Origin of the sequence: Pseudomonas sp. BNK-7, assembly GCF_048072025.1 — a bacterium.
In the GTDB taxonomy this organism is placed as follows: domain Bacteria; phylum Pseudomonadota; class Gammaproteobacteria; order Pseudomonadales; family Pseudomonadaceae; genus Aquipseudomonas; species Aquipseudomonas danubii.
The window spans coordinates 5366507-5379850 of sequence record NZ_CP182252.1; the positions used below are offsets into that span (position 1 = coordinate 5366507).

Below are 13344 nucleotides of genomic sequence, written 5' to 3' on the forward strand. Positions count from 1 at the left end.
CTGCCCCCTCTCCTTTTTGCAACTCAGCAAGGCCGCCATCGCCAGATGGATGCGGCCAAGCCCTTCTCATCCCTTGAGTAAGCAGCATGGACAGCACCGATCAAGAACAAGCCCCTCGCGAACCGCAGATTGCCGTCGCGCCGTTGAACACCATTGACGCCGCCGACGTGGGCCAAGGCGCCGCCCAATTCGACGCCTGGCTACGCGCCATGAGCAATGACACTGTCACCCTGGAGCGCATCCGCAGCGTTGCCGGTGCACTGCCTGTGGTGGGCAACATCATTGCGCTGGTCGATGCATTGGGGGACATCGTCACCCTCAGCCGGGCCAGCAAGCGCGAGATGCTCGACTGGGTCAGCCTGGGGATCAACCTGATCGGCGTGCTCCCCACGCCACCGACCATGGCGGCGGCTCGCATGAGCCTGCGTCCCAGCCTGTTTCTGGTGCGTCAGGAACTCAAGGCCACCGGCAAGAGCCTGGTTGGCGATGCATTGATTGGCGTGATCCTGGCTCACCTCAACGCGACCATCGTCGGTGAAATCGACGACTTCGTGCAGCAAGCCGAGGGCAAGATCAGCGGCATCCTCAGTGATGCCGGCGAGCTCGGGCAAAATACCGTTGTCGAAATTGCCAGCGGACTCGAAGCTCTGGTTCAGGGAAAACTTGATGCCAAAGGAGATGCCGAGGCTGCAGCGCAGCAAATGCGCGAGGCTGGCGACCAGTTGTTACATGATCCCAAGACCAGTATCAGCAACTTCTTCGGCGCAGTCTGGAGCGCTTACAAGGCCGTCGGCAAAGCCGCAGCAAACACCGCCGCGAAAAACCTGCTCGACGAAAAACAACGACAACTGGCACTGAGCAAAACCAGGGCACTGCGGGAGTTCGCTCCTGAATTGCGCGAGCAGGTGGCCAGCCTGGGTGACCCCGAGACAGTCAATAGCATCGGCAACCTGCTGAAGATTCTCTCCGCATCCGTGACTGCCTGGCGTAGCCGCGGCGCCCATGGACACAGCACCAACATCAAGCCCAAGGGAAGCAGCGAGGCTCGGGATCAGCGCAGTGGCAACCAGTTGGAAGGGCAATCCCGGCAAGGGCCGGCCACCCAGGACCCATCCCCTCAAAAGGCCGGTACCTGCACCGGCACCTGCGGCAGCATCAGTTTTGCCATGGGCAGCGAGATCATTTCCCATACCGATTTCACCTTGCCCGGCCCCTTCCCCATCGACTGGACCCGGACGTACCGCTCCAGCCTGAGCGCGTACGATGACGATGAACTGGGCGCACGCTGGATCACCCCCTTCACCACACGCCTGGACCTGATTGGTGATGGTTTGCGCTACCACGCGGCCGATGGGCGCAGTTTCGACTACCCACTGCCCAAGGTGGGTGAGGCCCACGATGATCGAGTGGAAAACCTTACGCTGATTCGCGTCAGCGATGTGCAAATTGCCCTATGTCGCGGCTTCGACCGGCGGGAAACCTATCGCCGCGATGGCGAGCGTTTTTTGCTCGTGCAAATCGAACTGCGTGGCGGTGCCGGCATGCTGCTGGGCTATGAACACCGCATGGGCAAAAAGGCTGTGCTGTCCGACTTGATGACCTATCAGGACGAGCCCGGTCAGGTTCATACCCACCTCGGCACACTGGTGGATGAAGACGGGCGTATTACTGGCTTGTGGCTGATGGGTGAAAAAGAACCCCAGCGTCGCCTGAGTCTTTATCAATACGATGCCGCCGGGGACCTGATCCTCGCCCAGGACGAGAACGCCGCGACCTGGACCTACCAGTACCAGCACCACCTCATTACCCGCTACACGGACCGTAGCGGCCGCGGAATGAACTTGCGCTGGCAAGGCGAAGGCCCCAATGCTCGCGCCATCCATGAATGGGCCGACGATGGCAGTTTCGAAACGCGCCTGGAGTGGGACCGCAATATCCGTCTGACCTACGTCACAGACGCCAATGGCCACGAAACCTGGCACTACTACGACAGCCTCGGCTACCCCTATCGTGTTCTACACCCGGACGGTCTCTCGGAATGGTTCTTCCGCGACGATGCCAAGAACGTCGTTCGTCACGTTCACACCGACGGTAGCGAGGATCGCTATGCCTATGACGAGCGAGGGGTCAACCTGCTTGAGCATACGCAAGCAGATGGCAACACCGTGCACTACGCCTGGGATGCCCAGGACCAACTGATCAAGATCAGCGACGCCGAAGGGGGTCAATGGAGCCGTGACTACGACTTGCGCGGCAACCTCACCGAGGCCGTCGATCCCCTCGGCAACAAGACCGAATACAAGTACAACCAGATGGGCCTGCCCACTGCCATTACCGATGCCAATGGCAATGAAAAAAAGCTGAAGTACAACGACAGCGGGCAGCTCACCGACTATGTCGACTGCTCCGGCAAAGCCAGTGCCTGGGAATACGATGCCCGAGGTCAACTGATCTGTTTCACCGACGCCCTGGGTCAAAAAACCAGCTACCACTATGACGCCGGCCAGTTGGCCGTCATTGTTCATCCCGACAAGACCGAGGAACGCTTTGAGCGCGATGCCGAGGGCCGGCTACTCGGTCATATCGACGCCCTGGGTCAAGCCACTTCCTGGTCCTACAGCGAAGCGGGACTGCTGACCGAACGCATCGATGCCGCCGGACAAACCCTGCGTTATCAATGGGACCGGCTCGGGCGACTGCAGCGCCTGCAAAACGAAAACGAGCAATACGCCACTTTCGTTTATGACCCGGTCGGTCGCCTGCTTAAAGAAGCAGGTTTCGACGGGCACAACACCCGCTATGAATACGCCCCTGAAACAGGCCGACTCGCCCGGACCATCGATGGCCAGCGCGTCATCAGCCTCGAGTTCGACCCCATGGGCCGACTGACCGAACGCCGGGCCAGCCTCAGCGTTGACGGCGCCGACTCTTCGAAAGCCAAGGAGCAGCTTGAACGCTATGCCTACGATGGCAATGGCAACCTGCTGCTGGCCAGCAACAACGACAGCAAGTTGCAGTTCTTCCACGATGCCGCCGGCAACCTGACACGCGAGCATCAACACTACAGCTGCCTGAAACAACCTCAGGTCGCGGTCTGGCAGCACCAGTACGACGCCCTCAACCAGCGCATCGCCACCGTCCGCCCTGATGGCCACAAGGTCAGTTGGTTGACCTATGGCAGCGGGCACCTGCTCGGCATGCGCCTGGACGCGCATGAACTACTGGCCTACGAACGCGACGACCTGCACCGCGAAGTCGCCCGACACCAGGGCAACCAACTGCTCCAGACGCAAAAGTGGGACCCGCTCGGACGTCTCCAGGAACAATGGCTGGGCAGCGGCGACGGCAAGAGCACATTGATCAAGCGTGGTTACCAATACGACGCTATCGGCCAACTGCTGCAAATCGACGACAGCCGCCGCGGCACGCTGAGCTACCAATACGACCCAGTGGGTCGCCTGCTCAGCGCAACCTCGCGCCTTGGGCAAGAGACCTTTGCCTTCGACCCCGCCAGCAACCTCCTCGACCCCAAAACAGCGGATCTTCCACAACGCGGCCTGCCCCGCAGCCGCTTGCTGGACAACCTGCTGCGCGAGTACGCCGGCACCCACTACCAGTACGACGATCGTGGCAACCTCGCCCAACGCCTGCGTGACGGCCAGCGCAGCCACTTCACCTGGGACCTGTTCGACCGCCTGGTGAGCTACCGCGACGACCGTCTACAAGCCAACTATGCCTACGACGCTCTGGGCCGACGGTTGTACAAACAGACCGAGGCTCACTACCAGGACCGGCCGGAGGATGGTTCCGAACTGAACCGGCTTGAGCGCCTGAAACGCAATCGTCAGTTCGATTGCGGCGTGACGCTGTACGGTTGGGATGGCGATACCCTCGCCTGGGAAAGCCGGGCACCGGACAAGGCCGGAGAAGGTGCACGCACCACCCACTACCTCTATGAACCGGGCAGTTTTGTGCCAGTGGCCCAGGCAGTGCACAAGCGATTTATTCCGCTGATCCCGGAGCCCGAATACGGAGCGTTTTACCAACAGGAAAACGACCCGCTTTGGGCCGATGCGCCAAAACCCATGGAGATCGATGCACTGGCCTGGTATCAGTGCGACCACCTGGGAACACCGCAAGAGCTGACTGATCAGACGGGTGAAGTGGTCTGGAGTGCACAGTACAAGGCTTGGGGTGGGATCAAAGAAGAGCGATCAAGCAACGCTTTGCAGCAAGGGATTGCCAACCCGCTCAGGTTCCAGGGGCAGTATCACGATCCAGAGACTGGGCTGCATTACAACCGGTATAGGTACTATGATCCGGAGGTGGGGCGGTTTGTTAGTAAGGACCCGATTGGGTATGCGGGTGGGTTGAACCTGTTCCAATATGCTAATAATCCGCTGACTTGGATCGACCCATTTGGTTTAGCTGGTCGAAAAACAAGTAAACCTCGAATTGAACCTGGCAACCATAGAGAAGGTTGGCAGCATATTGACGAGCGTCATATAAGTGGAACTCATGCAAATGGGGCCGGCGACTTGTTCCCATCTGGAACAACACAAGATCAAGTTCAGAAAGCATGTGAATGCCTTGTGAAAAAAGGAGTACGACTCACCGATCCAAACCAACGAATTCAGATCTTTGAAAAACGTATGAAGGTGAATGGTCAACCAGACAGAGTACGTGGAGTATTTGACTCCCAAGACAACAATCGAACCATTACAGTATTCCCTGTTAGGAGCGAGTAAATCATGCTTGAATTCAATATTTATAGACGAGATTCTGGAGAAGTTTCAGGCTTCGACTTAGGGGACATAGAGCTGGCTTTTGAGAAAGACGAAATATCTTCAATGGAAAATAGCAAACTATCAATGATGATCTACCTAACACTTAGTCTACTGATCTACAGCTTATTAAAACTCAAGAAAGGAAGATCGCTTAAATTTGTAGCTGTAGACTCATCGTTCTCAGTAGACTTCAAGCTAGAGAAAGACAAAATAATAATCTCACGCAAAAAAAAATGCTTTGGAAAATATGATTTCAATATTTTCCTTAAGGCCCTTGATTCTGGAATAGAAAAATTCTTAAGCGCTGGAAATAACCTTTCAGAAACCGACCCTGCTTACGAAGATTTCTACAACTCCCTACGTGCCTTAAAGTCAGCAATTAACTAAAAATAACAAACAGCGGCCGCAATAAACCGAATGTAACCGCCGCTGATATAAAATGACTGACAGAGGAAAAATATGGCTATGAAAAATATTATCCGCTTAGGCGACTCCACCACCCACGGTGGAACGGTACTTGGAGCCTTCTCCCAAACCAACCTCAATGGGAAGCCCATAGCGGGCGTTGGTCACATGGTGAGCTGCCCATTATGCAAGGGCGTATTCCCCATAGCAGAAGGCAGCAGTACCTACAGCGTGGACGGTACACCTGTAGCTCTGGACGGTATGAAAACCGCTTGTGGCGCCAGCTTAATTGCGAGTGGCCCCAAGGGTTCCGTAATCAGCTAGTGCTCGTACGCCCCCTCCAGTCCCATGGCAATAATCCGGATCATCAGAAATACCCATTGTTTACTGATGACTAACACATAGAGAGCGATGGTGGCACATCACCGACCCCAGGGATTTGCCGCATGTGCACCTTCGCCTTTCGCTCACTCATCCCATTACCCCGCTTGTGCTTGCTGTCCGGATGCGTGGCACTTCAGTTCCCATCATCTTCAGCCGACATTGTTCCATTCAAAACAATCAAGGAAGCGATCCAGAGTAACGTGCCCGTGGTCCGTTACGGACGTTACACCCTCGTCAAGCTGGTTCCAGAGCATCACCAGCGCGACCTACTGCAGCAAGTGGTGGAAGTCACTATCCCTCCCAGATTGGATGCCGCCGTAGATGATGCGCTGCAGCATATTTTGTTGCGATCCGGCTATCAGCTCTGCGACCTGAGAGGTACAAGTCCACTGGCTACCTTGCCCCTGCCAGCGGCTCACTATCGATTAGGGCCGCTGTCATTGCGCGAAGGATTGCTGACGTTGTCAGGCCCTTGTCACAGGGGGGACTCAGGAACGGGCGGTGAGTTTCTCGGAGATTTCGTCCTTGATCAGCAGGCGCTTTTCCTTGAGTTTCCTCAGTTCGTCGTCCGCGGCGGCGGCTGCTTCGGCCTTGAGCACCTGGTTGTCGATGCTGGTGTACTTGTCGAACAGCGCATTCAGGTGGGGGTCACTGGCCCGACGCTGTTGAATGTCCTCTTTGCTGCAGCTCAGGTCCTGGTAAAGGTCGTGGATCACCGGCATGGAACACCTCCGTGGTTGATGGCAACAAGGGCTTCATTACGCCCCTGCCAGTGATCAGAATGGGCTCGGCGCCCCGGGTCTGTCGACCGCCAATCAGACCAGCGGTCACCGTTCGTCACGGGCACCTGTTCTGGATCAATTTCCGGCCAGGGCCTGGGCCAGGAACGCCGCGGTACGGCTGTTGCGCTGCGTGGCCACATGCGCCGGCGTGCCGCAGGCCACCAGAGTGCCGCCCTGGTCGCCCGCGCCCGGGCCGATGTCCATGACCCAGTCGGCCTGGGCCACCAGGCGCATGTCATGCTCGACCACCACCACGCTGTGGCCCGCCTCCACCAGTTTGTCCAACTGTTCCAGCAGACGGTCCACATCCCGTGGGTGCAGGCCGGTGGTGGGTTCGTCCAGCACGTACAGGGTGGCGCCCCGGGCATTGCGTTGCAGCTCGGTGGCCAGCTTGATGCGCTGGGCCTCGCCGCCGGAGAGCTCGGTGGCCGGCTGGCCCAGGCGCAGGTAGTCCAGGCCGATGTCGCGCAGCACTTGCAAAGCGCGACGGATGCCGGGCTGTTGCGCGAACACCGGCAAGGCCTGTTCGACACTCAGTTGCAGTACCTGGGCGATGTTCAGGCCCTGCCAGGTCACGGCCAGAGTCTCGGGGTGGTAACGGGCCCCCTGGCAAGTCGGGCACGGGGCGAAGACGCTGGGCATGAACAGCAACTCGACGCTGACAAAGCCTTCGCCCTCGCAGGCCGAGCAACGGCCCTTGGCCACGTTGAAGGAAAACTGCCCGGCGTCAAAGCCGCGCTCCCGGGCGGCGGGGGTGGCGGCAAACAACTTGCGCACCTGATCGAACAACCCGGTGTAGGTCGCCAGATTGGAGCGCGGGGTACGGCCGATGGGTTTCTGGTCCACCTGCACCAGGCGCTTGATCTGCTCCAGGCCGGCACTGACCCGGCCGCCGCTGCTCTGCGGCTCGTCGTCTTCCAGGTCCAGCTGCGGCGCCTCCTCGCCGCCGGCCACCTTACCCAGGTGGGCCCCCACCAGTTCCAGCAGGGCCTGACTCACCAGGCTGGATTTACCGGAACCGGAAACCCCGGTCACGGCGGTGAAACAGCCCAGGGGAAACGCCGCGTCCAGGTCCTTGAGGTTATTGCGGGTGATGCCCTCCAGGCGCAGCCAGCCCCGGGGCTGGCGCGGAGTACGCCGGGTCGGGGCCTGTTCGGCAAACAGATAGGCCCGGGTCTGGGAGGCTTCGATGGCGACCAACCCCGCTGGCGGCCCGCTATACAGCACCTGGCCGCCGCGCTCCCCCGCCGCCGGGCCAACGTCCACCAGCCAGTCGGCGCGGCGCATGGTCTGCACATCGTGCTCCACCACAAACACTGAGTTGCCCGCGGCCTTGAGTCGTTGCAAGGCCTCGAACAGGGCCTGCGCGTCCGCCGGGTGCAGGCCCGCCGAAGGCTCATCCAGTACATAGATCACCCCGAACAACTGCGACCCCAATTGCGTGGCCAGGCGCAGGCGCTGCAACTCGCCGGACGACAGGGTCGGGGTGCTGCGCTCCAGGGCCAGGTAACCCAGCCCCAGGTCGGTCAGGGTGCTGACCCGTTCCAGCAGATCCTGGGCGATGCGTTGCGCGGCCAGGCGCTTCTCCAGGGACAGGTTGGGGGTATGCCGCACATCCGGCGCGCCACGGTGCTCCGGGGCACCCTGGGCATGGCGCTGCTGACGCGCAGCCCGGGTCTGCGCCTGGCTCAGCACCTCATCACCGGCCGCCGCCTGCTCCAGGTAGTCGGCCGCCGCCACGGGCCTGAGCACCTCGGCCAGTTGCAGCAACGGCAGGCGCGACAGTTCGCCAATATCCAGCCCGGCAAAGGTCACCGACAGCGCCTCGCGCTTGAGGCGCTTGCCTGCGCACAGCGGGCACGGGCTGCCGCGCATGAATTGCGACACGCGCTTTTTCATCAGCGCGCTCATGGTGTGGGTGAAGGTGTGCAACACGTAGCGCCGAGCACCACTGAAGGTGCCCATGTAGCTGGGCTCCTGTTGACGCTTGAGGGCTTCACGGGTCTGCTCCGGCGTCAGCCCGGCGTACACCGGCACCGTGGGGGTTTCCTCGGTGAAGAGAATCCAGTCGCGCTGCTTTTTCGGCAGTTCGCGCCAGGGAATGTCCACGTCGTAGCCCAGGGTCACCAGGATGTCCCGCAGGTTCTGCCCCTGCCAGGCCAGGGGCCAGGAAGCCACGGCGCGCTGGCGGATGGTCAGCGAAGGGTCCGGGACCATGGTCGCTTCGTTGACCTCATACACCCGGCCCAGGCCGTGACACTCGGGGCAGGCACCCTGGGGTGTGTTCGGCGAGAAGTCCTCGGCATACAGCATCGCCTGCCCCGGCGGGTAACTGCCGGCCCGGGAATAGAGCATGCGCACCAGGCTGGACAAGGTGGTCACGCTGCCCACCGAAGAACGCGTGCTCGGCGTACCGCGCTGCTGTTGCAGGGCCACCGCCGGCGGCAGGCCGTCGATCCGGTCCACATCCGGCACCCCCACCTGATCGATCAGCCGTCGGGCATAGGGCGCCACCGATTCGAAATAGCGGCGCTGGGCCTCGGCGTACAGGGTCGAGAAGGCCAGGGACGACTTGCCCGAGCCGGACACCCCACTGAACACCACCAGGGCATCCCGGGGAATGTCCACGTCGACATTCTTCAGGTTGTGTTCGCGGGCGCCACGCACCCGGACAAAACCGGAACTGTGGGTGGGCAGCGTGCTCGTCAGAGGATCATGGGGGGCGTTGCGCGAAGAAGTCATGGACCTGCCTGGAGTCGAAATTCGGGAAGTGTCGCAAACGGCGCGAGCGGCGATCATCACACAACCTGCAGGTGCCGGGGCAAGCCCTGAAGCGGCGGTGCGCAAAGGACTCAGGCCCCCAGCAAGGAGCGCACCATGGCGCTCAGGTCCTCGGGGCCGTAAGGCTTGCTCAACAGATGAGTGTCCGGGCTGAGCTGATGATTGCGCGAAATCATGTCCCGGGTGTGCCCCGAGGTGAACAGCACCGCAATCGGCGGTGCCGGGGCAAGCCCTGAAGCGGCGGTGCGCAAAGGACTCAGGCCCCCAGCAAGGAGCGCACCATGGCGCTCAGGTCCTCGGGGCCGTAAGGCTTGCTCAACAGATGAGTGTCCGGGCTGAGCTGATGATTGCGCGAAATCATGTCCCGGGTGTGCCCCGAGGTGAACAGCACCGCAATCGGCGGTGCCTGGGTCCTGGCCCAGGTGGCCAGATCGGTGCTCTTGATCAGACCGGGCATCACCACATCGGTGAAGATCAGGTCGACCTTGAGCCCTGCCATCAGCAATTGCATGGCGGCATCGCCATTGGTCGCGGCACGCACCTGATAGCCCTCGTGCTTGAGCATTTCCACCGCTGCACTGCGCACATCGGCGTTGTCCTCCACCACCAGGATGCACGCCTGCCCTCCTGGCCCACGCGCCGGGCAGGCCGGCGCACGCTGGGCCTCCTGAGCGGCACTGCGGGCGAAATACATCTGCACCCGGGTGCCCTGCCCGGGAAGGCTGAGGATGTCGATATGGCCGCCGCTCTGCTTGACGAACCCGAACACCATGCTCAGGCCCAGGCCGGTGCCATGGCCGTCGGACTTGGTGGTGAAAAACGGCTCGAAAGCCTGCTTGAGCACTTCAGGGGACATGCCGCTGCCGCTGTCGGCCACGGTCAGGCGCAGGTACTCGCCGGGGATGATGTCCTTGCCGGTACAGAAGCTGCGGTCCAGCAGCAGATTCTCCGCGCTGATGCTGATGGTGCCCTCGCCGCCCATGGCGTCCCGGGCATTGATTGCCAGGTTGAGCACGGCGTTTTCCAACTGATTGCGGTCCACATGAATGCACCAGGGCTGGTCGGGCAGTTGCACCTTGATAGCAATGGTTTCACCCAGGGCACGCTGCAGCAGTTCACCCAGCCCCTCGTACAGATGGTGCGGGTTGTAGATCGCCGGCGACAACGGCTGGCGTCGGGCAAAGGCCAACAGTTGGGTCGACAGCTTGGCCCCGCGCTCCACCGCCGCCAGTGCAGCCCCGGTACGGCGCTGCACATTGGCGTTGTCCGGCTCATGGCGGGCCAGCAGGTGCAGGTTGCCGGAAATCACTTGCAGCAGGTTATTGAAGTCATGGGCCACGCCACCGGTGAGGCCGCCAATGGCTTCAAGCTTCTGTGCCTGACGCAACTGCTCCTCGGCGCTCAGCCGTGCATTGACCTCTTCCAGCACCCGCTGCTCGAGGTTGCGGGTCATTTGCCGCAGATCATCCTCGGCGGCCTGCCGGCGCTGTTCGGAAATCACATGGGCGGTGGTTTCCACGACGATCGCAATGACCCCGGCGGGTGCCTGGTCATCACCGGCCACCGGGCTGTCGTAGAGGTCCAGCCAGACGTTTTCCGGTTCGCCGTTGCGCAGCAGCACCAGTTCCTTGTTGCGATAGGACAAGGTGCCGCCACTGAGGCAGGTGTTCATCACGCCGCGATTGAACTCGGCCACTTCCGGCCAGCCCAGCTCCACCGCGCAGCCCAGCAGATAAGGGTGGCGCCCGCCAGCGAACACCGCGTAGGCATCGTTGTAGATCATGTAGCCCAGCGGCCCCCAGAGCATCACCATCGGCACCGGCGAGCCGAGCATCAGTTGCACCGTGCTGCGCAGGCTATGGCTCCAGTGCTGCAATGAACCCAGGCTGGTGACGGACCAGTCGAAGGCACGGATGCGTTCGGCCATCTCGCCTTTCCACCCCTGGCACCCGTGATGATCTGATAAGAACGGCATGAACGGACTCTACGAAAAACGTGATACAGCATGGGTTTTCAAGAGGTTGCGCACAGCCTCCAGAGCCTTTGAGCACGGCCCGGGCGGATGGTTTCACGGTTTTCAGCCCTGGACCGGAAAACCTGGACACGCCCGGTTCAACAGCACTGAACACACAGAATAGGCGATCCCGGCCAGTCCAGGAGGACGCCGCTAAGCGCCCCCCTGGCAAAGGGCGGATTGCCCGCCCGCAAGGCCTCAGTCGGTGCCGTATTTCGGCGAGCGCGGACCGTACAGCAGACCGGTGCGTTGCCCGGCCGACAGCAGGCGCTGGCTGGTGATGCCGGCGATCGGGTGCCCGGCGTCGGTGGAGGTGTTGATGATCTGCTTCACCGCGGCAGTGATCAGCATGCCCACCAGGCCGCCGCTGTTGCCGCTGTTGCCTTCCTCGCTGGAGGCGCGAGCGCTGCCGGTCCACAGGGTGGTGCCGGTCTTGAGGTCTACCAGGGTGGCGCTGGCGGTGACCACGGTCTCGCTGCTGATCAACATGTAGCTGGTGCCATATTCCTTGACCGTGATGTACAGCCCGGCGTCGGCACCGAAGATCTGGTTGAGCTTGGCCGGCGACAGGCCATGGATGTCCGCCGGGTTGGTCAGGCCGTTGTGGCGGAAGGTTTCATCCACCACGGCAATCGGCATCACGTAGTAACCGGCTTCGGCCAGGGGAAAGGTCACCTGGGACAGCATGCTGTAGGTGGCCTTGACGTCCGGCGACTCATTGAGTGGCGGCAGCACCAGGATCGACTTCGGCCGGGCCTGCTTGTAGGCCGAATAGTCCACGGTCTTGGGCGCGGCGCAGCCCACCAGCAGGCTGACGCTCAACAGGCCCAGGAGATTGCGCAAGGTGGTGAAGTTCATTTTGCGGCTCCCTGCTTGGCGTTCTTCAACAGAAAGTCCATGTACGAGGCGGACTCGGGGAACAGCGCCTTCTCGGTATTGAACTGCTGCACCATCTGGTCATCCTTGCCCAGGCCCGCGTAGAGCATGCCCAGGTGGGCGTGGTAACCCGGCGGCACCGCCTTGCCGGTGGACTTGATCTTCTGCAGGTCGCGCTCCAGCGCCTCGACCTGGGCCTCGCGGGCTTCCTCGCCCTTGAAGTATTCGTAGGTCTGGGCCTGGTAGGTTTCCCACTGGTACAGCGTCTTCGGCCCGCTGCAGCCGGCCAGCAAAACGCTGCCCAGCAAGGCGCCGGCCAGCAGTGGCCGCGCGGTGAAGGTCTTGAACATGCTTACGTCTCCCTGTCAGCAGTATTGATCAGCGGCCGGGTTTCCAGGCCCCGGCATCGATGGCTTCGACCATGCGGTTGACCGCCTCGCGCATGGCCAGGTCCAGCACCTTGCCGTTGAGGGTCGAGTCGTAGGAAGCGGTGCCGCCGAAGCCGATCACTTCACGGTTGGACAGGGCGTACTCGCCGGCGCCCTGGGTCGAATACACCACTTCGGAAGTGCTGATATTGACGATGTTCAACGCCACCTTGGCGTAGGCCACCTGGGTCTTGCCGCGACCGAGAATGCCGAACAGCTGGTGGTCGCCGGTTTCCTTGCGGCCGAACTCGGTGACGTCGCCGGTGACCACGAAATCCGCGCCCTTGAGTTTCTGCGCCTGGCCCTTGATCGCGGCTTCCTGCTGGATCTCGCCCATGTTGTCGCGGTCCAGCACGTTAAAACGGTTGGTCTGCTGCAGGTGGGTGATGAGGATGGTCTTGGCCTGGCCGCCGAGGCGGTCGACGCCGTCGGAGAAAATCCCGCGCATGTAGCTGGAACGGTTATCGAACTTGCCCACCGCCATCGCCACCCGGGCCCCGGTCCACACCTGGCTGGCGCTCTGGACCTTCTCCACCGGCAAGGCGCGGGAGCTTTCAGTGGCACAACCGCTCATGCCCGTCAGCACCGCCAGTGCTGCGCCGGACAACATCAACTTCGAGATCACTCTCACTCTAGGTTCCTTTTTGAGTATCCATTTGGGTGCACCGTCTCGATGCACTTTCGCCCTGCCGTAAGCCTCTGGCCCCAGTCTGTGGGGGCTGGAAAAGCATCGGCGGGACGTTCTGAAACTTGATGCAGGGGGCATCATCGGCGGCGATTATGCCAAAGCGCCACCATACCGAAAAGGAATAAAAAATCATCAGCGTCCACCTGTGTCCGCTCGCAAAACCTCGGGGCCGGGAGCTGTGTCGCCGCTGCCGCAGGCT

At 61.3% G+C, this 13344-nt stretch carries 10 protein-coding genes and 1 pseudogene; 4 read left to right on the top strand and 7 right to left on the bottom strand.

The features are described 5' to 3' along the window. Window positions 1-86 precede the first annotated feature (86 nt). The 4 genes and pseudogenes from ACMGF8_RS24155 to ACMGF8_RS24170 form a co-directional block, all read left to right on the top strand. Entirely contained in the window at window positions 87-4748 is a 4662-nt protein-coding gene (locus tag ACMGF8_RS24155) for an RHS repeat-associated core domain-containing protein (RefSeq protein ID WP_416757438.1), read from the top strand. A 3-nt stretch (window positions 4749-4751) separates the two neighbouring features. Then, entirely contained in the window at window positions 4752-5174 is a 423-nt protein-coding gene (locus ACMGF8_RS24160) for a hypothetical protein (RefSeq protein ID WP_416757440.1), read from the top strand. 78 nt (window positions 5175-5252) lie between these two features. Further along, window positions 5253-5516 (top strand): PAAR domain-containing protein, encoded by a 264-nt coding sequence (locus ACMGF8_RS24165; protein ID WP_416757442.1) that lies wholly within the window; start codon window positions 5253-5255, stop codon window positions 5514-5516. A gap of 122 nt (window positions 5517-5638) precedes the next feature. Further along, a pseudogene (locus ACMGF8_RS24170) lies at window positions 5639-6046 on the top strand (pilus assembly protein PilL); the annotation flags it as partial. A gap of 18 nt (window positions 6047-6064) precedes the next feature. Here ACMGF8_RS24170 and ACMGF8_RS24175 read toward each other — a convergent pair. From ACMGF8_RS24175 to ACMGF8_RS24205, 7 genes are all read right to left on the bottom strand, one after another. Next, a complete protein-coding gene (locus ACMGF8_RS24175; RefSeq protein WP_416757444.1) occupies window positions 6065-6298 on the bottom strand; it encodes a DUF465 domain-containing protein in 234 nt (77 codons plus the stop codon). Between the two features lie 135 nt (window positions 6299-6433). Beyond that, on the bottom strand, window positions 6434-9100 hold the full coding sequence (locus tag ACMGF8_RS24180) for an ATP-binding cassette domain-containing protein (protein WP_115580407.1): 2667 nt from the start codon (window positions 9098-9100) through the stop codon (window positions 6434-6436). 110 nt (window positions 9101-9210) lie between these two features. Further along, entirely contained in the window at window positions 9211-9390 is a 180-nt protein-coding gene (locus ACMGF8_RS24185) for a hypothetical protein (protein WP_416757448.1), read from the bottom strand. 5 nt (window positions 9391-9395) lie between these two features. Then, on the bottom strand, window positions 9396-11114 hold the full coding sequence (locus ACMGF8_RS24190; protein WP_416757450.1) for an ATP-binding protein: 1719 nt from the start codon (window positions 11112-11114) through the stop codon (window positions 9396-9398). A 237-nt stretch (window positions 11115-11351) separates the two neighbouring features. Further along, entirely contained in the window at window positions 11352-12011 is a 660-nt protein-coding gene (locus ACMGF8_RS24195; RefSeq protein ID WP_102864846.1) for a DUF799 domain-containing protein, read from the bottom strand. Beyond that, on the bottom strand, window positions 12008-12379 hold the full coding sequence (locus ACMGF8_RS24200) for a DUF4810 domain-containing protein (protein ID WP_102864845.1): 372 nt from the start codon (window positions 12377-12379) through the stop codon (window positions 12008-12010). Before ACMGF8_RS24200 ends, ACMGF8_RS24195 begins: the two co-directional genes overlap by 4 nt. 28 nt (window positions 12380-12407) lie before the next feature. Continuing rightward, the gene (locus ACMGF8_RS24205) at window positions 12408-13067 is read right to left on the bottom strand and encodes a CsgG/HfaB family protein (protein WP_416760365.1); all 660 of its coding nucleotides are present in this window, start codon (window positions 13065-13067) and stop codon (window positions 12408-12410) included. Window positions 13068-13344: the final 277 nt, after the last annotated feature.